At 71.9% G+C, this 22,210-nt stretch carries 18 protein-coding genes and 2 pseudogenes; 4 read left to right on the forward strand and 16 right to left on the reverse strand.

From position 1 onward, the window contains the following. Nucleotides 1-1,186: 1,186 nt before the first annotated feature. The 4 genes from NLX86_RS04335 to NLX86_RS04350 form a co-directional block, all read right to left on the reverse strand. A complete protein-coding gene (locus NLX86_RS04335; RefSeq protein WP_254370226.1) occupies nt 1,187-2,215 on the reverse strand; it encodes a 6-phosphofructokinase in 1,029 nt (342 codons plus the stop codon). A 133-nt stretch (nt 2,216-2,348) separates the two neighbouring features. Beyond that, nucleotides 2,349-3,032, reverse strand: a complete 684-nt coding sequence (locus tag NLX86_RS04340) for a response regulator transcription factor (protein ID WP_254370227.1) — start codon at nt 3,030-3,032, stop codon at nt 2,349-2,351. After that, nucleotides 3,029-4,237, reverse strand: coding sequence for a MacS family sensor histidine kinase (macS, locus tag NLX86_RS04345; RefSeq protein WP_254370228.1), 1,209 nt, complete (start codon nt 4,235-4,237; stop codon nt 3,029-3,031). Before macS ends, NLX86_RS04340 begins: the two co-directional genes overlap by 4 nt. 34 nt (nt 4,238-4,271) lie before the next feature. Next, nucleotides 4,272-5,012: a 1-acyl-sn-glycerol-3-phosphate acyltransferase gene (locus tag NLX86_RS04350; protein WP_254370229.1), complete on the reverse strand. Its 741-nt coding sequence runs from the start codon at nt 5,010-5,012 to the stop codon at nt 4,272-4,274. Between the two features lie 209 nt (nt 5,013-5,221). On the opposite strand from NLX86_RS04350, the gene NLX86_RS04355 reads away from it, so the two are divergent. Next, entirely contained in the window at nt 5,222-6,028 is an 807-nt protein-coding gene (locus tag NLX86_RS04355) for an alpha/beta fold hydrolase (protein WP_254370230.1), read from the forward strand. Further along, nucleotides 6,021-6,653: a hypothetical protein gene (locus NLX86_RS04360; RefSeq protein ID WP_254370231.1), complete on the forward strand. Its 633-nt coding sequence runs from the start codon at nt 6,021-6,023 to the stop codon at nt 6,651-6,653. Before NLX86_RS04355 ends, NLX86_RS04360 begins: the two co-directional genes overlap by 8 nt. Nucleotides 6,654-6,661: 8 nt before the next feature. Here NLX86_RS04360 and NLX86_RS04365 read toward each other — a convergent pair whose 3' ends face one another. The 7 genes and pseudogenes from NLX86_RS04365 to NLX86_RS04395 form a co-directional block, all read right to left on the reverse strand. Further along, the gene (locus tag NLX86_RS04365) at nt 6,662-7,414 is read right to left on the reverse strand and encodes an endonuclease/exonuclease/phosphatase family protein (protein ID WP_254370232.1); all 753 of its coding nucleotides are present in this window, start codon (nt 7,412-7,414) and stop codon (nt 6,662-6,664) included. 150 nt (nt 7,415-7,564) lie between these two features. Next, nucleotides 7,565-8,506, reverse strand: a complete 942-nt coding sequence (locus tag NLX86_RS04370; RefSeq protein WP_254370233.1) for an ROK family glucokinase — start codon at nt 8,504-8,506, stop codon at nt 7,565-7,567. 61 nt (nt 8,507-8,567) lie between these two features. After that, nucleotides 8,568-8,984 (reverse strand): DUF5304 domain-containing protein, encoded by a 417-nt coding sequence (locus NLX86_RS04375; protein WP_254370234.1) that lies wholly within the window; start codon nt 8,982-8,984, stop codon nt 8,568-8,570. A 63-nt stretch (nt 8,985-9,047) separates the two neighbouring features. Continuing rightward, a pseudogene (locus tag NLX86_RS04380) lies at nt 9,048-9,848 on the reverse strand (ArsA family ATPase); the annotation flags it as partial. Nucleotides 9,849-10,364: 516 nt separating this feature from the next. Continuing rightward, nucleotides 10,365-10,703: pseudogene (locus tag NLX86_RS04385) on the reverse strand (ArsA-related P-loop ATPase); the annotation flags it as partial. Further along, nucleotides 10,703-11,152, reverse strand: coding sequence for an SRPBCC family protein (locus NLX86_RS04390; RefSeq protein WP_254370235.1), 450 nt, complete (start codon nt 11,150-11,152; stop codon nt 10,703-10,705). The pseudogene NLX86_RS04385 and the gene NLX86_RS04390, both read right to left, overlap by 1 nt. 114 nt (nt 11,153-11,266) lie before the next feature. Further along, entirely contained in the window at nt 11,267-12,016 is a 750-nt protein-coding gene (locus NLX86_RS04395; protein ID WP_254370404.1) for a metallophosphoesterase, read from the reverse strand. A gap of 238 nt (nt 12,017-12,254) precedes the next feature. On the opposite strand from NLX86_RS04395, the gene NLX86_RS04400 reads away from it, so the two are divergent. Beyond that, a complete protein-coding gene (locus tag NLX86_RS04400) occupies nt 12,255-14,051 on the forward strand; it encodes a long-chain fatty acid--CoA ligase (protein ID WP_254370236.1) in 1,797 nt (598 codons plus the stop codon). Here the strand turns inward: NLX86_RS04400 and NLX86_RS04405 are convergent. Both NLX86_RS04405 and NLX86_RS04410 read right to left on the reverse strand, forming a co-directional pair. Continuing rightward, nucleotides 14,039-15,724 carry a GMC oxidoreductase gene (locus NLX86_RS04405; RefSeq protein WP_254370237.1) on the reverse strand — a complete coding sequence of 562 codons (1,686 nt, stop codon included), beginning with the start codon at nt 15,722-15,724 and terminating at the stop codon, nt 14,039-14,041. The genes NLX86_RS04400 and NLX86_RS04405 overlap by 13 nt on opposite strands. Before the next feature lie 55 nt (nt 15,725-15,779). Next, a complete protein-coding gene (locus NLX86_RS04410) occupies nt 15,780-16,934 on the reverse strand; it encodes a glycosyltransferase family 4 protein (RefSeq protein WP_254370238.1) in 1,155 nt (384 codons plus the stop codon). A 108-nt stretch (nt 16,935-17,042) separates the two neighbouring features. On the opposite strand from NLX86_RS04410, the gene NLX86_RS04415 reads away from it, so the two are divergent. Continuing rightward, nucleotides 17,043-18,290 carry a glycosyltransferase family 87 protein gene (locus tag NLX86_RS04415; protein ID WP_254370239.1) on the forward strand — a complete coding sequence of 416 codons (1,248 nt, stop codon included), beginning with the start codon at nt 17,043-17,045 and terminating at the stop codon, nt 18,288-18,290. Between the two features lie 113 nt (nt 18,291-18,403). On the opposite strand, the gene NLX86_RS04420 is transcribed toward NLX86_RS04415, so the two are convergent. The 3 genes from NLX86_RS04420 to NLX86_RS04430 form a co-directional block, all read right to left on the reverse strand. Then, complete coding sequence (locus NLX86_RS04420; protein ID WP_254370240.1) at nt 18,404-19,633, reverse strand: hypothetical protein; 1,230 nt, start codon at nt 19,631-19,633, stop codon at nt 18,404-18,406. A 56-nt stretch (nt 19,634-19,689) separates the two neighbouring features. Continuing rightward, nucleotides 19,690-20,721, reverse strand: a complete 1,032-nt coding sequence (locus NLX86_RS04425) for a C40 family peptidase (RefSeq protein WP_254370241.1) — start codon at nt 20,719-20,721, stop codon at nt 19,690-19,692. 268 nt (nt 20,722-20,989) lie between these two features. Continuing rightward, on the reverse strand, nt 20,990-22,012 hold the full coding sequence (locus NLX86_RS04430) for a C40 family peptidase (protein WP_254370242.1): 1,023 nt from the start codon (nt 22,010-22,012) through the stop codon (nt 20,990-20,992). Nucleotides 22,013-22,210: the final 198 nt, after the last annotated feature.

Below are 22,210 nucleotides of genomic sequence, written 5' to 3' on the forward strand. Positions count from 1 at the left end.
TGCGGGCCGGGCGTCAAGGGCGCTCCTGCGTCGCGTCGCTGCGCGATGGCCTTCGGCCCCCCTTGACCCCCGACCCTCCGCCGCTGACTGATGAGTGGGGGGCGGCCCCCGGGGCGGGGCCCGGGGCAGACCGGCCGTTGGTCCCGGTCCGCTGCCGCCCGCAGGCCGGTGGGCGGTTACGGGCGCGGACGGTCCGGCATGGGGCCCGTCACGGTATAGCGGCCGCAGGCCGGTGGGCGGTTACGGGCGCGGCAGGTCCGGGATGGGCCCGGCCCCGGCTCAGCGGCCGCAGGCCGGTGGGTGTTTGCGCCGTCACTTGGGAGGGGGCCCAACTTGGCTCAGCGGCCGCAGGCCGGTGGGTGGTTACAGGGCGCGGTCACCCCGATATGGGCCGGCCCCGGCTTGGCGGCCGTCAGGCCGGTGGAGCCGAGGTATGGCGACGTTAGTCGTGGTCGGGTGTCTTCAGGACCACAATGCCGTCCGATTTGCCGGGGTTTATGAGGCTGCTCGGGGCTCCTCCGGTCGCTTGGTGGCGTCTCACCTCGGATTGGCCGTAGTGGCAGACGAACAGACCGCCGTCGGCCGCTGATCCGGGAACGGAGCACCCCCGAAGCTGCCGCGCGGCCCGCCGCCCACCGGCCTGCGGCCGCTATACCGTGACGGGCTCATCCCCGGAGCTGTCGCGTGCCTGGACCCTCACCGGCCTGCGGCCGCTATACCGTGACGGGCCCCCGTCCCGGACGGATCGCGCCCCGCCCACCGGGCTGCGGCCGCTATACCGAGCCGGGCCCGTCTCGGGCCGACCGCGCCCGTAACCGCCCACCGGCCTGCGGCCGTTGAGCCGAGGCCGGGCCCGTCCCGGACCTGCCGCGCCCGCAAGCACCCACCGGCCTGCGGCCGGGCGCGGACCGCAAGAGGGGCTCCAGCTGTCCCCGGGCCCCGCCCCGGGGGCCGCCCCCCACTCATCAGTCAGCGGCGGAGGGTCGGGGGTCAAGGGGGGCCGAAGGCCATCGCGCAGCGACGCGACGCAGGAGCGCCCTTGACGCCCGGCCCGCAGCCGCCATCATCGACAACCGGGCGGCCCCCATCCCCGAACCACCCACCCCCGGACACGTCCGACCCGGCCAACACCCACCGGCCTGCGGCCGCCGAGCCGGGGCCGGCCCTCCCGGGCGACCGCGTCCCGTCAGCCGAAGAACACGCCCACTTCCGTGTACAGCTCCGGGTCCACCGTCTTCAGCTTTGCTGTTGCCTCCGCGATCGGGACTCGCACGATGTCCGTGCCTCGCAGGGCGACCATCTTGCCGAAGTCTCCGTCCCGTACCGCCTCGATCGCGTGCAGACCGAAGCGCGTGGCCAGCCAGCGGTCGAACGCGCTTGGGGTTCCGCCGCGCTGGACGTGGCCCAGGACCGTGGTGCGGGCCTCCTTGCCCGTCCGCTTCTCGATCTCCTTGGCCAGCCACTCGCCCACACCCGACAGCCGGACGTGGCCGAACGAGTCGAGCGTGCCGTCCTTGAGGACCATCTCCCCGTCCTTCGGCATCGCGCCCTCCGCGACCACGACGATCGGCGCGTAACTCGCCTTGAACCGGGAGGTGACCCACGCACACACCTGGTCGACGTCGAAGCGCTGCTCCGGGATGAGGATGACGTTGGCTCCGCCGGCCAGCCCCGAGTGCAGGGCGATCCAGCCGGCATGACGGCCCATCACCTCCACCACGAGCACCCGCATGTGCGACTCAGCCGTGGTGTGCAGGCGGTCGATGGCCTCGGTGGCGATGCCCACGGCCGTGTCGAAGCCGAAAGTGTAGTCCGTGGCCGACAGGTCGTTGTCAATGGTCTTCGGCACGCCGACGCAGTTGACGCCGTACTCGTCGGAGAGCCGCGCCGCCACCCCGAGGGTGTCCTCGCCGCCGACCGCGATCAGCGCGTCGACCTCCTGCTTGGCGAGGTTCTCCCTGATCAGGCGGACGCCGTTCTCCTGCTTCAGGGGGTTGGTGCGCGAGGAGCCGAGGATGGTTCCGCCGCGCGGCAGAATGCCGCGCACCGCAGGGATGTCGAGCGGAATCATGTCGCCTTCGAGGGGCCCGCGCCAGCCGTCCCGAAAGCCGACGAAGTCGTACCCGTACTCCTGGACGCCCTTGCGGACGACGCCTCGGATCACCGCGTTCAGCCCGGGGCAGTCGCCGCCCCCGGTCAGCACTCCGACCCGCATGGAATTCTCCCTTCGCCGCATTGGCCCTTGTGACGGCCACGCTAATGGTGAGCCAGGTCACTCCGGGATGGGAGGAGAGACAATTCCCATGGATGTACCGGGAGTTGGAAATCTGCGTTCACCCTTACGGGGACTACGCGTCGTCCAGCCCGCGCTCTATCGCGTACCGCACCAGCTCCACGCGGTTGTGCAACTGCAGCTTGCCGAGGGTGTTCTGCACGTGGTTCTGCACGGTGCGGTGCGAGATGAACAGGCGCTCGGCGACCTGCTTGTACGACAGCCCCTTGGCCACCAGCCGCAGCACCTCCGTCTCGCGCTCGGTGAGCTGCGGGGCCTTCGGCTCGTCCGGGGCGACGGGCGCGGGGTCGGAGGCGAGCCGGCGGTACTCGCCGAGCACCAGGCCCGCGAGGCCGGGGGTGAACACCGGGTCGCCGACAGCCGTGCGCCGGACCGCGTCGATGAGTTCCTCCGTGCTGGCGGACTTCAGCAGATAGCCGGTGGCGCCGGACTTCACCGCCTCCAGCACGTCCGCGTGCTCACCGCTGGCGGAGAGGACGAGGACGCGCAACGCCGGGTTGGCGCCGACCAGCTCCTTGCACACCTGCACGCCCGGCATCCCGGGCAGATTCAGGTCCAGCACCAGCACATCGGGGGCCGCGGCCCTGGCCCGGCGGACCGCCTGCGGGCCGTCGCCCGCCGTGGCGACCACATCGCACCCGGCGGCGGCCAGGTCGCGGGCCACCGCGTCCCGCCACATCGGGTGGTCGTCGACCACCATCACCTTGATCGTCGTCTGCGTCGTCTGCTGCTCGCTCATCCTGCTGCCTTCCCCCGTGGAACCTTCAACTCGACTTCTGTGCCCTGACCCGGGACCGACACCAGCTCGGCGGTCCCGCCCAGGTCCCGCAACCGCCCGCGGATCGACTGGGCGACGCCGAGGCGCCCCTCCCCCTCGGCCTGCGCGAGCCGGCCCGCCGGGATGCCGGGCCCGTCGTCCCGTACGGTCACGATCACCACGTCCGGCTCGTCCTCGACCAGGATCCAGGCCTGGGCGCCCTCGCCGGCATGTCTGCGGACATTGTCCAGGGCGGCACTGACAGCCGCGGCCAGCTCCTTCGCGGCGGCGGGCGTCAGCAGTACCGGAGCCCCCGGCTCCGAGAAGCACACCCGGGATCCGGCGTGCGGAGCGAGGAGCACGCGCAGATCGCAGGCCCGGTCGCCGGCCTCCTCGTCGTCCGCGTCGACGGCACGGACCACCGCACCCCGGGAGGCGTCCTCCGACGCGTACGTGGTCGGCACCAGGCCGCTGGAGACCAGCGTGCGCAGGGCGACCTCCTGCTCCCCCGCCATCCGTCCCAGCTCCGCGGCCTCGCCGCCCAGCGCGGTACCGCGCCGCTGCACCATGGCCAGCACCTGGAGCACGCTGTCGTGGATGTCGCGGGCCAGCCGCTCCCGTTCACGCGTCGTGGCCTCGATCTCAAGCGCGCGGGCGAGGGTGGCCTCACTGGCGCGGGCGACCTCGACGACGTAACCGATGGCGATGGACGCGACCCAGACCAGCAGGACGTTGTGGAAGGTGTCCGCGCTGGGCCGGCCGCGCTCGACGATGTTGGCGACGGCGACGATGGAGGACGCGAAGCCCGCCCAGCGCCAGCCGCCCTTGATCGCGTACGCGAGGACCGAGCCCGCCGTCCATATCGTCGGCAGGGTGGGGCCGTCGAACTGCTGCGCGTGCGCGTCGGCGAGCGGCGTGAGCAGGATGCCGGTGAGCGCGACCGTGAGGTCGACGACGAGGAAGCGCCTGGTGCAGCTCCTGGCGTTCGCCACCTTGGGCAGCGTCGCCAGCGTCCAGACCACGAGGAAGCCGAGGAAGCCGATGGCCACCCAGGGGCGCTCGAAATTGTCGCGGGCGAACACGAAGAGCAGCACCGCGTAAACCATCGTCAGCAGGCGGTACCCGGTCAGGGCGCGCCACAGCGGCTGCTCCACCGACATACGCACCACGCGCTCGCGCTTCGCCATGTTCCCCACCCCTGGACCCCCTGGACGCACGCGGCTAACTGCCGGCCCGTTCCGCCTTCTCCGCCTTCTCGTCCTCGGCCCGCCGCTTCGCCGCCTCGGCGATCTGCCGCTTGGCCGCCGTCGCGTAGATGTCGACGTACTCCTGGCCGGAAAGCTTCATGATCTCGTACATGACCTCGTCGGTCACCGAACGCAGGATGAACCGGTCGCCGTCCATGCCGTGATAGCGGCTGAAGTCCAGCGGCTTGCCGATCCGGATCCCCGGGCGCATCAGTTTGGGGACCACCTTGCCGGGCGGCTGGATCTTCTCGGTGTCGATCATCGCGACCGGGATCACGGGCGCGCCGGTGGCCAGCGCCACGCGCGCCAGGCCGCCCGGCTTGCCGCGGTACAGGCGGCCGTCGGGCGAGCGGGTGCCCTCCGGGTAGATGCCGAAGAGCCCGCCGCCCTCGATGACGTCTATACCGGCCTTGATCGCCGCCTCGCCCGCGCCGCGCGCACCGGAGCGGTCCACGGGCAGCTGGCCGACGCCCTTGAAGAACGCGGCCGTGAGCTTCCCCTTCACGCCGGGCGAGGTGAAGTATTCGGCCTTGGCGATGAAAGTGACCTTGCGGTCGAGGACCGCGGGCAGGAAGAAGGAGTCCGAGAAGGACAGATGGTTGCTCGCGAGGATCGCCGGCCCCTCGGCGGGGATGTTCTCGAGGCCCTCCACCCACGGCCTGAAGGCGAGCTTCAGTGACCCTCCGATGGAGAACTTCATTGCGCCGTAGATCAACTCGAGTGCCTTCCTGTGTCTGTCGAACAGACCTTAACCCGTGCCACGGCTGCGCTCTCGCTCACAGCGGGCCGTCGGCCCTGGTCGGTGTCAGTCCGGTCGCGTACGGTGAAGTACACATGGCGCACCCCTCGTACGACGCATCGCCCGACCCTCGTTCGACCCCTTCGAACGACCCCTCGTCCGACCCTTACGAACAGGAGTCCCCGGTGCCGGTCCTCCCTGGAGCTGAGCCGTTCCGTCACGAGGGCGGTGAGGTCGGTGTCCTCCTCTGCCACGGCTTCACCGGTTCCCCGCAGTCGCTGCGTCCCTGGGCCGACCATCTGGCCGCGCGGGGGATGACGGTATCCCTGCCGCTGCTGCCCGGGCACGGCACCCGCTGGGAAGACATGCAGGTCACGGGCTGGCAGGACTGGTACGCGGAGGTGGACCGCGAGTTGCGCGCCCTGCTGGAGCGGTGCCGCCGGGTCTTCGTCTTCGGCCTGTCGATGGGCGGGGCGCTCACGCTGCGGCTCGCCGCGAAGCACGGCGACGCGATCAGCGGCATCGTCGTCGTCAACCCGGCGAACAAGGTGCACGGCCTCTCGGCGTACGCGCTGCCGGTCGCCCGTCATCTCGTACGGACGACGAAGGGCCTGCGGAGCGACATCGCGAAGGACGGCATCGAGGAGGTCGGCTACGACCGGGTGCCGCTGCACGCCGCCCACTCCGTACGCAACTTCTTCCGCATCGTCGACACCGAACTGCCCCAGGTCACGCAGCCGATGCTGCTGCTGCACAGTCCCCAGGACCATGTGGTCCCGGCCGCCGACTCCGCCCGGATCCTGAGCCGCGTCTCCTCGACCGACGTCACCGAGACGATCCTGGAACAGAGCTACCACGTCGCGACGTTGGACCATGATGCGGAGCGCATCTTCGAGGACAGTTTCGCATTCATCGGCCGGCTCGCTCCGAGCGCCGGCGAGGTGGGGTCGCCCCTGCCGGAGGTAAGAGGAGGGACGGCCACCGGTGGCTGAACAGGACGCGGACCGCGGCGACAGCCGTGAGGACGACCGGGAACCGCAGGTGACCCCCGCCGGGGAGGCCGGCGCCGGGGCCGCCGAAGGCGGTGCGCCGATCGACGAGGACGCGGCCTGGGCGGCGATCGTCGCCGGTTACGGCCAGGAGCCGCCGGATCCGCCGGGTGCGAAGCCGTTCAAGTCGATCGAGGACCTCGCCCTCCCGGAGGGCGACCTCAACAGCACCGACAGCACCGAGCCGGGCAGGAAGTCCCCCGAGCCGGCCGCCGACAAGCCGCTGGGCAGTTCGGTCGTGTTCGCGCCCGGGGTCGGCCCCGGCCCGCGCGACCACGAGCTGGCCGAGCCCGAGGACGACGACCTCGACGAGAGCGACGAGGGCCACTTCGTACCGCCGGAGCCGCCGCCGCTGCCGCCCGCCGACACGACGGCCAAGTTCGCCTGGCTCGCGGTGGTGGGCGGTCCGCTGCTGCTGCTCCTGGCGGTTCTGCTGGGCTGGAACATGACGTGGTGGCTGACCACGCTCGGCATCGGCGGCTTCCTGGGCGGCTTCGCGACGCTCGTCGCCCGTATGCAGCACGACGACGAGGAGGACGACGACCCGGGTCGCGGAGCGGTCGTCTGATCCTTCGCTCAGGCGGCGGGTACGCGGAGGGCGGCCAGGACCGGGAGGTGGTCGGTGGCCGCCGCCAGGTCGGCCATGCTGATCCCCGGTAGGTCCAACGGCACGCCGCAGCCCAGCACTTCGATCCCCCTGGTCGCGAAGATCGCGTCAATGCGCTGGTGCGGGTCGCCGGGTGTCGAGGTGTACTCGCCGCCCCACGGCTTGGCCGTCCAGCAGTCCTGGAGTTCCGCCGCCACCCGGCGGAACGACCGGCCGCCGGGGCGCTCGTTCAGGTCGCCGGCCGCGATCGCGTGCGGGACGTCCATCGCCTTGAGGCGGTCCAGCAGCAGCCCGGCCTGCGCGAAGCGCTCATCGGTCTGCAGGCTCAGATGGCAGCTGACCAGCCCGAGCCGGGTGCCCCCGATCCGTACCACCGCGGTGGCGAAGCCCCGCTGGTGCAGGCCGGGGGTCCGGGGCAGCAGCACGTCCTCGGTGCGTTCCACCGTGGCCCGCAGCGAGCACAGCAGCAGCGGCCCGGCAGCGGTGGCACCGCCGGACAGCACCACCAGATCGGTGTGGGCCGCCAGCCAGGCCGCGTGCTTGCGCCACCGGAAGAACCGCGGTGCCTCCTGTACGAAGACCAGGTCGGGCGCGCACGCGCTGATCACCCGGGCCAGGGCTTCCCGGTCGTCGCGCATTGAGCGGATGTTGTAGCTGAGGACCCGGATCACGGACGAACCGTCGGGCTCGGTACGGGAGTCGGGCAGCGCGTTCGTCGCCATGCGGCTCAAGATATGCCAGTGCCCGCCGCGGCCCCAGAGGGCGCGGCGGGCACGGTCGTACGTACGTATCGGCCCCGGCGTGAGCCCGCGCCGGCCTTGGCGCCGGCCTTGGCGTCCGCCTTGGCGTCCGCCTTGGCGTCCGCCTTGGCGTCAGCCCTGGCGGGCCAGGTCCGCCGCGCCCACCAAGCCTGCCCTGCCGCCCAGTTGGGCGGCCAGAACCTGTGCGTGCGGGCGCCACTGGCCGCCGATCAGCCAGCGCCGGAACGACTTGCGGATCGGGTCGAGGACCAGCTCGCCCTCGTCCGAGACGCCGCCGCCGACGATGAACGCCGAGGGGTCGAAGAGCGAGGCCAGGTCGGCCAGGCCCGCGCCCGCCCAGCGCGCCAGCTCACGGAACGAGTCGACGGCCACCGGGCAGCCCTGGCGGGCGGCCGCGCTGACGTGCTTGCCCTCGATGCCCTCGACCGTGCCGTCGCCGAGGGAGAGCAGGATCGTGGCGTTCTCGGGGGTCGCGTTGGCGCGCTGCTTCGCGTACCGGACGAGAGCGCGCCCCGACGCGTACTGCTCCCAGCAGCCCTGGTTGCCGCAGCCGCACAGCAGGCCGTCTGGCACGACCCGGATGTGGCCGAATTCCGCGGCCACACCGAAGCGTCCCCGGCGCAGCTTGTTGCCGATGATGATGCCGCCGCCGAGGCCGGTGCCGAGGGTGATGCAGATGACGTCCTCGTGGCCCTGGCCTGCGCCGAAGCGGTACTCGCCCCAGGCGGCCGCGTTCGCGTCGTTCTCGACGACGACGGGCAGGCCGACGCGCTGCTCGACCTTGTCCTTGAGCGGCTCGTGACGCCAGTTGACGTTCGGGGCGAAGAGCACGGTGGCGCGCTTGTCGTCGACGTATCCGGCCGCGCCGATGCCGACGGCTTCGATGTCGTATCCGCCGCTGACCTCGGACACCGCCGTGCAGATCGCGTCGATGACGCCGTCGGCGGTCGGCGGGGTGGGCACCTTGTACGTGTCCAGGATGGTGCCCTCTTCGTCGACCACGCCCGCCGCGATCTTCGTGCCGCCGATATCGACGCCGATGGTGAGTCCCATGTGTCCCTCAGTATTCGGTCGAGCCCCGCTATGGCCAACCGTACCCGAGGGGGACGGCACGTCAGTCGAGGTCGATGTGCTCGGCCGGCCCGGGACCCTCGCCCTTCGGGCCCTGCGACCAGCGGCGCTCCTGCGACTCGACGGCGGACCGGTACGCGGCGAGAAGCTCGGAACCGGCCGCGGCGAGGTGGTCGAAGACGTCGGGGTTCCGCTCGATGACCGGCTCGACGGCGGACTTCGCCTGGCTGATCAGCTGCTGTACGGCGCCCTGCGCGGCCGAGCCCAGCAGCGGCGACTGGAGCGAGGCGACCTTGTCGGCGACCGCGTCGACGAGCTTGCGCAGCTCCTCGGCGGCCGTGCCGGGCGGCGGGCCCTGCCGGCCGCGGCGACGGGCCTTCTCCGCGGCGAGATCCTCGGCGCATGCCTTGGCCCACGCGTCGGCATCGGCGTCGACGGGGCGATCGGTGGCTTCGCTCATGGCGGGCTCCTGCGGGAGAACAAACGGGTTACAACCGAAGGTACCTGAACGGAGGTACGGCGTTCATCGTGTCCGCGGCCACAGCGCCGGGTCGGGCGTGAAGCGGATGCGCAGCTCGCTGTCGCGCAGGCCGGCCCCGGAGACGGTGCAGCGGCGCAGCGCGGACGGCAGGGTGACGATGCGGCGGAACGCGCCGACGGTGAGGACGAGTTCGTCGCCGCGGCGGACGAGATCGAGCTCGTCGCGGGTGGCGCCGGGCAGCGGCAGGTGCCAGACGAGGACGTTGTCCTCGGCAAGGCGGTCTTCGATGGTCCAGCCCGGCCCTGCGTCGCGGCCGGCGCCGACGGGCAGGTCCAGGCCGGCGAGGTCGTCGAGGGAGCGCGGCGCACGGCCGAGGTGCGGCAGCTCCCGTACGGCGGGGAACTCGTCGGTCAGCTGCTTGAGATGCTCCTGCTGCCCGGCGGAGGCGGCCGCGAGCCACGGGTCGGTGGACCCGGTGGGCAGCAGCCGGTTGGCAACGACCACGTCGGCGGTGCGGCCGTAGAGGGCGAGCCCGGTCCTCGCGGTACGCAGGGTCTCCGCCGCGGCCGGCCCCGGTTCGAGGACCAGCCGGACCGTCGTGTCCGGCGACTCGACCGCGGCCTGGGCGCCGGCGAGCTCGGCCTCCCAGCGGGCGGCGGTCGCGTACAGCCACTGCGCGGGCATGGGTACGCCGGCGAGCTGGGCCAGCACGGGCCGCAGCGCCCGCGCGGCCTGCCGCTCGGCGGGCACGAGCCGCCGGAGGTAGCGGCGCAGCTGCTCGGGCAGCGCGAGGGCGGCGATGGCCTGCGGAGTCGGAGGCATGTCCACCACGACGAGATCCCACCCGGCCCGGGCCTGCGGGTCCGCTGAGGCACCGCCACCGGGTTGCGGCGCGGCGGCCCCGTTTGCCGAGCGCCATCCACGCGGCGAAGACGAGCCGGGCCCGGGCCCCGCCCCGTCGGCGCCCCCGCGCGGGGCGCCGGCGCGGGACCCCTGGCTGGGACCGTCGATGGCCTCGTCCAGGGCAGCCGAGCCGGACCGCTGGTCCTGGCTGTCAGCGCCCCCGTGCAGAGCAGCGGTGCGGGATCGCTCCCCGCCGTCGGCGCCCCCATGCGGGGCGGCCGGGCCGGACTCCTGACCGTCGGCTCCCTCGCGTGCTACGCCGGAGCCGGACGGCAGGTCCGGGGCGTCGGTTCCCCCGCGCAGGGCGGCGGAGCCGGGCCACGGGTCCGGACCGTCGGCTCCCTCGCGTGCTACGCCGGAGCCGGACGGCAGGTCCGGGGCGTCGGTTCCCGCGTGCGGGGCCGCGGGGGCGGACCATCGGCCGTCAGTGCCCTCGTGCAGGGCGCGCAAGGTGCGTAGCAGTGCGAACTGTTCCGCGCCCGGGAGTTCTGTCAGCTCCTCCGCGTCGAGGCGGTTCGCGCCGAGGAGGTTCAGTGCGGCCGAGCTGCGCTCCTGCAGGGCCAGCAGTTCCGTACGGCAGTCCGTGGCCGAGTCGATCCGCGCGGCCCAGAGGCCGGGGGCCGCCTCGGTCGGTTCGTCACCGAGCGGCGTGCCGAGCAGGGCCCCGAGGGTGTCGCCCCGGTCCGTGGACAGGAGCAGCACCCGCCGGCCGGCGCGCGCGGCGGTGACCGCGGTCGCCGCCGCGACGGTGGTGCGACCCGCGCCGCCGGGGCCGGTGACGAGGACCGTACGCATCAGGCGGCCGGGCCGCTCTCGACGCGCTTCTTCAGGCCGGCCAGCGCGCGGTCGATGATGACCTTCTCCGCCTTGCGCTTGATCATGCCGAGCATCGGGATCTTGACGTCGACGGTCAGCTGGTAGGTGACCTCGGTGCGGTCGCCGCCGCCCGCCGGTACGAGGCTGTACGAACCGTCGAGCGCCCGCAGCATCTGCGACTTGACCAGCGTCCAGCTGACCTCGTTCTCGCCGGTCCAGGTGTACGCGAGCGTGTGGTCGTCCTTGATCGCACCGGCGTCCAGCAGCAGCCGGACCTGCTCGGCGCGGCCCTTGGGGTCGGTGGAGAGGACCTCGGCCTCCTTCACCTCGCCCGTCCACTCCGGGTAACGGGCGAAGTCGGCGATCACGCCCATGACGTCGGCCGGTGCCGCCTCGATCGTGATGCTCGAGCTGGTGTGCTCCGCCATCGCTGTGGCTCCTCCAGTGCGGTCCGGTGAGGGAGTGGGCCAGGCGTACGTGCCGCCTGCCGCGTGAAGGCTATCGCGAGCTGCACTGTTCACCACTCCGGGTCACACGTCAGGTCACCACTCCATGGCCCAGGGCCGCCCGGTGGACGCGAAGTGACCAACGTTCACGCACTCGGTGGCGCCGATCCGCAGCCGCTGCGCCAGCGGCTGGTGCACGTGCCCGAAGAGGGCGTACCGCGGCCGCACCCGGTGGATGGCGGCCAGCAACGCCCGGCTGCCGCGCTCGAACCGCCGCGCCACCGTGTCGTAGCAGAGCTCGGGAACGTCCGGCGGGATGTGCGAGCACAGCACGTCCACCTCCCCGAGCGCCTCGATCTTGGCCGCGTACTCCTCGTCGCCGACCTCGTACGGGGTCCGCATCGGGGTGCGCAGTCCGCCGCCGACGAAGCCGAAGACCCGGCCGCCGATCTCGACGCGCTCGCCGTCGAGCACGGTGGTGCCCGGGCCGGCGTACTCCGGCCAGAGGGTGGGGATGTCGACGTTGCCGTAGGTCGCGTACGTCGGCGTGGGGAACGCTGCGAACAGCTCGGCGTACTGCTTGCGCACGGCCGCCTCGATCGCGGCGTTCCGGTCCAGGCCCGCCCAGAGGCGGGCGCCGAACGCGCGGGCCTCCTCGTAGCGCTGGGCGGTGCGCAGTTCCACGATGAGATCGGCGTTCTCGACGCCGAACAGGTCGGGGAAGATGCCGCGTGAGTGGTCCGCGTAGTCGAGGAAGAGCACGAGGTCACCGAGGCAGATGAGGGCGTCGGCGCCCTCCCCCGCTCTGGCGAGATCCGCCGCGTTCCCGTGTACGTCGCTCACCACATGGACTCGTGTGCCTGGCATGACGATCACCCTAGGACGACCCGCGCGCGCATGGTAGACGCTGCCGGACCTGCGGTTACTTCCGGGTTGTGTGAAGGGTGGACTACTCTGCGCCAGGTACCGCCATGTCGTGTGACGCATGGAACATCTGGCCGGAACCCCCTATCCGGAACCCACTACCGATGGGTAACGTCCGGGCAGTCCAATCGTGGCGATGGCGCCCAGAGGAGCAGCAGTCTTGCGCGAGTTCAGCCTTCCGGCCCTGTACGAGGTCCCTTCGGACGGCAACCTGACGGATCTGATCCGCCGCAATGCCGCTCAGCATCCCGACGTGGCGGTCATGAGCCGCAAGGTCGAAGGCGTGTGGACCGATCTCACCGCGACCGAGTTCCTCGCCGAGGTGCGGGCCGTGGCCAAGGGGCTGATCGCCTCCGGCGTGCAGCCGGGCGACCGGGTCGGTCTCATCTCCCGTACCAGCTACGAATGGGTGCTGACCGACTTCGCGATCTGGAGCGCGGGCGCGGTCACCGTCCCGGTGTACGAGACGAGTTCGCCCGAGCAGGTCCAGTGGATCCTGGGCGACTCGGGCGCGGTCGGCGTCATGGTCGAGGCCGGCGCGCACTCCGCGGCCGTCGAGTCCGTACGCGACCACCTGCCCGCCCTCAAGCAGGTCTGGCAGATCGACAAGGACGCCGTCGACGAGCTCCGTACCGCGGGCGCGGAGGTCTCGGAAGAGACGGTGGACGAGCGCAGTTCGGCCGCCAAGGCCGACGACATCGCCACCATCGTCTACACCTCGGGCACCACCGGTAAGCCCAAGGGCTGTGTGCTCACCCACCGCAACTTCTTCGCGGAGTGCGGCAACGTGGTGGAGCGGCTGAGGCCGCTCTTCAACACCGGCGAAAGCTCCGTCCTGCTCTTCCTCCCGGCCGCACACGTCTTCGGGCGGCTGGTCGAGGTCGGTTCCGTGCTGGCGCCGGTCAGGCTGGGCACGGTCTCGGACATCAAGAACCTCACCGACGAGCTGGCCTCCTTCCGGCCGACGCTGATCCTCGGCGTACCCCGCGTCTTCGAGAAGGTCTACAACTCGGCGCGCGCCAAAGCGCAGGCCGACGGCAAGGGCAAGATCTTCGACAAGGCGGCCGACACGGCCATCGCGTACAGCCGGGCGCGCGCCACCCCGGGCGGCCCGTCCTTCGGGCTCAGGATCAAGCACAAGGCCTTCGACAAGCTGGTCTACGGCAAGCTCCGCGCGGTGCTCGGCGGCCGCTGCGAGTACGCGATCTCCGGTGGCGCCCCGATGGGCGAGCGGCTGGGCCACTTCTTCAGCGGCATCGGCCTCACGGTGCTGGAGGGGTACGGCCTGACGGAGACCTGCGCGGCCACCGCGTTCAACCCCTGGGACCGGCAGAAGATCGGTACGGTCGGCCAGCCGCTGCCCGGTTCCGTGGTGCGGATCGCGGACGACGGCGAGGTGCTGGTGCACGGCGAGCACGTCTTCCAGGGCTACTGGAACAACGAGGCGGCCACCGCCGAGGCGCTGGCCGACGGCTGGTTCCACACCGGTGACATCGGCACGCTCGACGAGGACGGCTACCTCGCGATCACCGGCCGCAAGAAGGAGATCATCGTCACCGCGGGCGGCAAGAACGTCGCCCCCGCGGTGATCGAGGACCGCATCCGCGCGCATGCGCTGGTCGCGGAGTGCATGGTGGTGGGCGACGGGCGGCCGTTCGTCGGCGCGCTGGTCACCATCGACGAGGAGTTCCTGGGCCGGTGGGCCGCGGAGCACGGCAAGCCGGCCGGTTCGTCGGCGGCTTCGCTGCGCGACGACGCGGATCTGCTGGCCGCCGTGCAGTCGGCCATTGAGGACGGCAACGCCGCCGTCTCCAAGGCGGAATCGGTGCGGAAATTCCGCATTCTGCCCTCCCAGTTCACGGAGGAGTCGGGTCACCTCACGCCGTCGCTGAAGCTCAAGCGCAATGTGGTGGCGAAGGACTTCGCGAACGAGATCGAGGCGATCTACACCGCGTGACCTGCACCGCGTGATCTACACCGCGTGGTCTGCACCGCGTGATCCTCCGACAGGATCCGGGCCATGTTCCGTTCCGCGAGAGCGGTGATCGTGACGAACGGATTGACCCCGACCGAGCCGGGGATCAGTGAGCCGTCGGTGACATAGAGGCCGGAATACCCCTTCGCCCGGCCGTAGTTGTCGGTCGCGTCACCGAGCACGCAGCCACCCAGCGGGTGGTACGTGAAGTCGTCGGCGAAGCTCTTGTTGCCGCCGAACAGGTCGGAGCGGTAGATCGTCACGTTGGCCTTGTTGATGCGGTCGAAGAGGCACTTGGCGGCGGCGACCGAGGGCTGGTTCTGGTCCCGGGTCCAGTTGAGCCGCACGGAGTCGGTGGCGGCGTCGTACGAGAAGGTGCCGCGCTCCGGGTTCTTGGTGATCGCCAGGTAGAGGCTGATCCAGTGTTCGAGCCCGGTCGGCAGCGGCGCGATCTCCGCGAAGACCGGGTTCGTGGGGTTGGCCCAGTCGTCGATGCCGAGGGCGGGCATGGTCGACTGGTTCGCGCCGACGGTGTCCCAGAGGTGGTTGGCCCGGGCGGTCATCACGTTGCCGTTGTGGCCCCAGCCGGTGCCGACCCGCGTACTGATGTCCGGCAGGGTGCCGGTCTCGCGGGCGCGCAGCAGGAGTTCGGTGGTGCCGAGGCTCCCGGCTCCGAGGAAGAGCTGCCGGCAGCCGATCTCCCTGGTCTCGACGACCCGCCCGGTGACATCGGTGCGGTCGACGGTGAGGACGTACGTACCGTCCGGCTGTCTGCGGACTGCTCTGGCCCGGTGCATGGTCTCGATGGTGACGTTGCCGGTGCCGAGCGCGGCCGCGAGGTAGGTCTTGTCGAGGCTGCGCTTGCCGTGGTTGTTGCCGTAGATGACCTCGCCCGCGAGGGCGGACCTGGTGGCCTGGCCGGCGGCTTCCCGTTGCATGTACCCGAAGTCGTAGACGTTGGGTACGAAGACCGTCTTCAGACCCGCCTTCTGGGCGTGTTTCCGGGAGATCCGGGAGAAGCGGTACCACTCGGTGGACTCGAACCAGGCCGGATCGACGGTGTTGACACCGAGCATCCGGTGGGCGCGTGGGAAGTACGTGTCGTACATCTCGGCGGCGTCGACCTGCGGGAGTACCTCGGAGAAGTGCGTACGCGGCGGGGTCACCGCCATACCGCCGTTGACCAGCGATCCGCCGCCGACGCCCCGGCCGACGAACACGGACATGCCGCTGTACCGGACCCGGTCCAGGACACCGGGGTAGGGACTGACGTCCTTGTTGACGACGTCCAGCCAGAGGAAGGTGGCGAGCGGGGCCTCGGTGCGGGTGCGGAACCACATGGAGCGCCCGTCGGGTGCCGAGGTGCCGCAGAAGATCTTTCCGTCGGCGGCCGGGGTGTCCCAGAGTCGGCCCATCTCGAGGACGAGCGTACGGATGCCGGCTTCGCCGAGGCGGAGCGCGGCGACGGCGGCGCCGTAGCCGGACCCGACCACGACGGCGGGGGCGTAGTCGGCGGCGGCCGCCTGAGCAGCGGCTGTCGCCGCGGGCTCCGCGGCGGCTGCCGGGGAGAGACCGATACGGGTGAGACCGAGCGCGGCCGCCGTCTGCAGGGCGCCCAGGCCCAGAAGATGACGACGCGTCAGATTTGATGTCATGGGCGCATCATGAGCGGAATATCCGATTCCGCCTATATCCCGCGCAGTGGCGCTTTTACAAGAGCGCCTTGAGGTTTTCGGCCAGCAGGTCCCAGCGCCACTTCTCCTCGACCCACTCCCGGCCGCGCTCACCCATCCGGCGCCGCAGCTCCGGGTCCTGGAGCAGGGTGACGATCCGGTCGGCCGACTCCCGCGCCGCGACCGCCGGGGGCCCACCGGGCACCACCCAGCCGGTCTCCCCGTCGAGTACGGCGTCGGGCGCGCCGCCCGAGTCGCCCGCCACCACCGGCAGCCCGGTCGCCGACGCCTCCAGGTAGACGATGCCGAGCCCCTCGACATCGAGCCCGCCGCGCCGTGTACGGCAGGGCATGGCGAAGACGTCACCCGCGCCGAAGTGGGCGGGCAGTTCCTCCCACGGGACGGGTCCGGTGAAGTGCACGGAGTCCGCGACACCCGTCTCGGCGGCGAGCTTCCTCAGGTCCTTGGCGTACGGTCCGCCACCGACGACGAGCAGCACGGCGTCCGGCACCTGCGCGAGGATGCGCGGCATCGCGCGGATCAGGGTGTCCTGGCCCTTGCGGGGCACCAGCCGGGACACGCACACCACGACGGGCCGGGCGGCCAGACCGAGGCGCTCGCGGACCGCGTCGCCGCCCGAGCCGGGGTGGAAGGTCTTCTCGTCGACCCCGGGCGGCAGTTGGACCATACGCGCGGCGGCCCCCGGGGTGAGCGCGCCGGCTATCCGCGAGCGTGTGTACTCGCCGAGGTAGGTGATCGTGTCGGTGCCCTCGCCGATCCGGCGCAGCAGCTGCCGGGACGCGGGCAGCTGCGCCCAGCCCGCCTCGTGGCCGTGCGTGGTGGCGACCAGCCGCTTCGCGCCCGCCCGGCGCAGGGCCGGAGCCATCAGCCCGAGCGGGGCGGCCGCCCCGAACCACACCGACTCGCAGCCGTGTTCGCGCAGCAGCTGCACGGCCTGCCGGGTGACGCGCGGGCTCGGCAGCAGCATGGTCGTACGGTCGCGTACGACCGTGAAGGGCTGCTCGGCGTCGAAGGCGGCGGTGGCCTCCGCCCCCTCGTGGCCGCGCTTCCAGGTGGAGGCGTAGACAACGAGCTGCTCGGGGTCCAGGCGCAGCGCCATGTTGTGCAGGAAGGCCTGGATGCCACCGGGGCGGGGCGGGAAGTCGTTGGTCACGATCAGGGTCTTGTCCATCGCCGCCGACAGTACCCAACGGCGGTGCTCTGTGGCTCCCCGGCCGGGGCGGAAGGCATTATGGCTGCTCAGTGACGGCAGAGCGCCGAAGACGAGCACGAGGTGGCCATGGCAGGCAGCGGCGGCAGAACACCCCCCGGGACCGGGCGGCCGCTCGTGCTGTGGGGCGTCACGCGGGCCCTCCTGCTGCTCTGCGTGTTCAAGGTGTTCACGTTCCCCGGGCCGGATGTCACCAGCGATGTCTCCGTCATCTACCAGGGCTGGTACGAGGTGCTGAAGACCGGCACCTTCCCGCTCGACGACGTCACCTGGCAGTACCCGCAGGCCGCCGCGCTCGCCATCCTCTCCCCCGCCCTGCTGCCCTTCCTCGAGTACGCCCCGGCCTTCTTCGTGCTGGTCTGCCTCGCGGACGCGCTGGTCATGGGCCTGCTGCTGTACGCGGGGCGCCGACCCGCCCGGCGGCTCGCGGGCGCCTGGGTCTGGGTGGCGGGGGTGCCGCTGCTCGGCCCGACCGCGTACGCCCGGTACGACCTGATGGTGACCGCCGTGGCCGTCGCCGCCCTGCTCGCCGGGGCACGCCACCCGCGCGCGATGGGGACGCTCGCCGGGCTGGGTGCGCTCCTGAAGGTGTGGCCCGCGCTGCTCCTCGCGGGCACCCGCCCCGGCCGCGCCACGCGCGCCGCGTGGGGCTCGGCGGCCCTGACCGGCGGCGGGCTCGCCCTGCTCTTCGCCGCGGCGATGCCGGGGGCGCTCGCGTTCCTCACCTTCCAGCGCGACCGCGGTACCGAGATCGAGTCGCTCGGCTCGCTGGTCTTCCACGTCGCGCGGCACTTCGGCTGGGAGGGGCAGGTACTGCTGAACTACGGCTCGGTGGAATTCCTCGGGCCGTACGTCCCCCTGGTCAGCACCCTGGCGCTGGCGCTCACGGCGATCGCGTTCGGCTGGCTGCTGGTGTGGCGGCTGAGCGCGCGGACGTTCGGGGCGAGCACCGCGTGTGACGCGGCCTTCGCCGCCGTCCTGCTGTTCACCACCACCAGCCGGGTGATCAGTCCGCAGTATCTGCTGTGGCTGGTCGGCCTGGCCGCCGCCTGCCTCAGCCTGCGTGCGAGCCGGATGGACGTACCGGCCCGGCTGGTGCTGGCCGCGACCGGCGTCACGCTGCTGGAGTTCCCGCTCTGGTTCTCCCACGTCGTGGCCAGCGACTGGCCGGGCATCCTGCTGCTGACCGTACGCAACGGGCTGCTGGTCGCGGCGGCGCTCACGGCGTGCCGCCGGCTGTGGCGGGACACCGTGCGAGGACCGGCCACGGCCGGTCGGCCCACGCGAGACGAGGAGTCCGAACTCCTCACCTCGTGACGCCGGCCGGCCACCCGGCGGCCTGGCGGCCCGGCAGCACGCCGGCGTGACGGCCCGGCGTCGTGACGGCCCGGCGTCGTGACGGCCCGGCGGCCCAGCCGCCCGGCGGCCGGTCATGCCAGCTGCGCACGCAGATACGCGCGCCACTGGGCGGTGAAGTCCTCCGGCGTGGTCGAGAGCACCTCGTCCATCGCCCGTTCCACCGCGCCCTCGCGCTTCTTGTGCGCGCCGACGGCCCGGTAGAAGGCCGTCAGCTTCTCCTCGCCCCAGCGGTCCGCGATCAGCCTGCACGCCAGCCAGCCGCCCTCGTACGCCCGCGCCAGCCGGTCCGCGTCCCCGCTGAAGCCGAACTCCCCGTCCGCGGGCAGCCGCCCGGGCAGCCCACCGCCGCGTACGGCCCGCCGCAGCTCGGGCGCGGCCTGGGCGGCGGTGCGGTCCGTACCGCGGTACGCCACCCAGTCGGCGAACCCCTCCGAGAGCCACAGCGGCGTGGCCGCGGAGGTGTGCGCCCGGGTGGCGACATGGGCCGTCTCATGGGTCAGCACTGTCCGACGGCCATGCTCCCCCAGTACGGCGTACGCCTCGGGGTTGACGATCACCCGGTCCGCGGGCGCCGACGAGGAGCCGCCGGACTCCCCCGTGGTGACGGCCGCGATACCCCGGTAGCCGGCCGCCGGCGCGCCCAGCAGCGAGGCCATCCCGTCCAGCGATCCGGGCACCAGGACGACCACGCGCCCGGCCCAGTCGCCCGTCCAGGCCGCGTCGACGGCGGGCACCGCGCGGTCGGCGGCTTCCGCGACCGCGCGCAGCATCCCGGCCGGGCGGCCGACGCCGAGGACCAGGCTGTGCGTGCCGCGGACGGCGGTGACCCGGCCCTGCTGCCAGAGCTGCTGCGTGCCGCCCTTGACGGGCCGGTCGGCGGCGACGTACCAACGGCCGTCGTCCTCGGCCAGTTCGAGCTCACGGCCGGCCGTCACGGGCGCGCGGTCGTACCCCTGAAGCCGGTAGCGCAGTTCGACGCGGGCGGTGGCCGTGGAGCCGTTGCGCCGCAGGCTGGTCAGTTCGTACGCCCAGGACTGCAGCGGTACGTCCGCGAGGTTCGCGAACTCCCTGCGCGCGGCGGCCCGCAGGGCGGACGCCGCCGGGTCGAGCGCCGCGAGGTAGGCGTCCTCGTCGCGGTCGAGTACGGCGGCAGCGCGGAGGTCCAGCGTCCGCTGGACCTCCCGTGCGGCGGTGTCGGGTACGGCCGGCGCCCCGCACGCGGCCGTCAGCAGGAGGAGCAGCGCCAGTACCGGCCCCGCCCATCGCCTCGTCCCACGCCCTGCACGCCCGCGACCTGCCACTCTGCCGAGAATACGGGGCCTGCCGAGAATGCGGGGCCCGGGGAGAACCTCGCGGGTCAGACCCTGGTAACGGCCGAGACCGGCATCATGCCGACCGGGTCGTAGCGCACCGGTGCGCCGGGGTACGGGGCGTGCACGACCTGCCCGTTGCCCACGTACATCCCGACATGGCTGGCGTCGCTGCGGTACGTCACCAGGTCGCCCGGCCGCGCCTCGGCGAGGGACACGTGCCGCCCGGCGTTCCGCTGGGCCTGTGAGGTGCGGGGCAGTGAGACTCCGGCCTGCCGGTAGGACCACACCATGAGCCCGGAGCAGTCGAAGCCGGACGGCCCGATCGCGCCCCACACATACGGCCGGCCGACCGCCTGGCGTGCGGCCGCCACCGCGGCGGCCGCCCGCGCGGAGGACGCTCCGAGGCCGGAGAGCTCGGGCAGTGCCTCGCCCCGCCCGGATCGCGAGGCCCTGTCGTACGCGGCGCGCTGATCGGAGGGCAGCGAGTTCAGCAGCCGCTGCGCCTGGGCGAGCTTGGCGGTGACCGAGCGCTTGTGGCGGGCCACGTCGGCACGCAGGCGCTCCAGTTCGGCGAGCTTGCGGGTGGCTTCCGCGCGTTGTTGCCCGAGCCCCCGCTGTGCCGCCTCGAATTCCAGCAGCTTGCCCGCCTGGCGAGCGCCGATGCGGTCCAGGGTGGCGGCCTTGTCGAGATAGCTGTCCGGGTCCTCGGACAGCAGCAGGGCGACCGACGGGTCGATCCCGCCCGCCCGGTACTGGGCGCCCGCGAACGAACCGAGCACGCCCCTCATACGGTTGACGCGGTCCTGGCCGCGGGCGACGGCGTCCTGGGTCTGCCGTACCTGCTCGCGCAGCTGATCGGCGTGCTCGTCCGCCTTGTTGAACTGCTCGGTGGCCTTCTCCGCCTGCTCGAAGAGGTGGTCCACCTTCGTCTGGACGGCGGTGGTGGTGTCGTGCGGTTCCGCGTCCGCCGGTGCGGCCGTGAAGGCTGCCGCCGCGGTGGCCGCGGCGGCGGACAGGACGGTGACACGGGTGCTCCGGTCAAGGCCCGACTGGGTGGGCCGGCGATGGGACGCCACAGGAAGCCGCACTCCCTTCCGCTGCAGGCGGTCCCCTGCCGCCCTGGTGGGCGGACGAATTGCCGGGAACCGCGCGGCCAGACAGTAGCCGCGCGCACCTGTGACGGCCAAAGACCTCGGCGCATACACACAGTGACGCCCCGCCGGAGACGCAGGTCACCGGCGGGGCGGACAGTCAGCGAAGGGTGCCGGAAATCGCCCGAATGGGCGGTGCGGACACCGTGGGTGGCGTCAATGGCGCCTCCTCGGCGACGTCAGAGACGACCCGTCATATGCGTACGCCGAACTGGAAGCTTCCGGCCCACTCCATGGCCTCGTAGCGCACCACGGTGCCCGGCTTGGGGGCGTGCAGCACCTGGTTGTTACCGGCGTAGAGACCCACGTGGCTCAGTCCGCTGAAGAAGACGAGGTCGCCCGGCTGCAGCTGGCTCCGGCCGATCCGGGTGCCGTCGTTGGCCTGGGTGTAGGTGGTGCGGGTGATGCTCACGCCGGCCTGGGCGTACGACCACTGGGTCAGGCCCGAGCAGTCGTAGGAGTTGGGGCCCTCGGCGCCGGAGACGTACGGCTTGCCGAGCTGGGTCTGGGCGGCGGCCAGGGCGGCGGCGGCGCGGCCCGAGGACGGCTTCTCGTTGCCGAGGTCGGCCCGAGCGCTGGCGCGGTTGGCGCGGTTCTCTTCCTCGTTGATCGCCGCACGTTCCTCGGCGGTGAGGGAGTTCAGCAGCCGCTGGGCCTCGCTCAGCTTGCTCTGGACCACCTTCTTCTTCGAGGCGAGTTCCTTACGCGTCTCGGCGAGGTCCTTGAGCTTGCCGGACGCTTCCGCGCGCTGCTGTGCGAGAGCGCGCTGCTTCGCCTGGATCTTCTCCACCGACTCGGCCTGCTTCGAGCTCAACTGGTCGAGCGAGGATGCCTTGGAGAGGTAGTCGTCCGGATCCGCCGAGAGGAAGAGCTGCACGGACGGGTCGATACCGCCGGAGCGGTACTGCGCGGTGGCCATCGAACCGAGGCCGTCCCGCAGGGCGTTGAGCTCGTCCTGGCCGCGGGCCACCTTGTCCTGGAGCTGGCTGATCTGCTTCTGGAGCTTGTCCTGCTGCTCCTTCGCCCCGTTGTACTTGTCGGTGGCAATCTCCGACTCGTGGTACAGCTTGTCGACCTTGGCCTTGACCTCGCTCTTGCTCGGCTTCGGGTCGGCCTGGGCGGTCTGGGAGGTGAGGGCCACGGCGGCGGCTGCGGTTGCGGTGAGCACGGTCACACGTGTGCGGCTCGGCTGCTTGGGTCGACGGTGGGACGCCACGAAGGCGAGCTCCTTCTTCCTCGAGCCGCCGAACAACGCTGACTCGGCGGTCCCTTCGCCGTCACCCCGGATGGGTGATCAACCGCACGAAGGTTTGAAGCCTGACACTAGTGACCTACCTGTGATCACTTCAAATCCTCGCAGGAAAAATCTCGGTCACGGAGCGCATAATTTGCAGACATCGCACAGCCAGTAATG

The organism is Streptomyces sp. A3M-1-3, from assembly GCF_024213665.1.
In the GTDB taxonomy this organism is placed as follows: domain Bacteria; phylum Actinomycetota; class Actinomycetes; order Streptomycetales; family Streptomycetaceae; genus Streptomyces.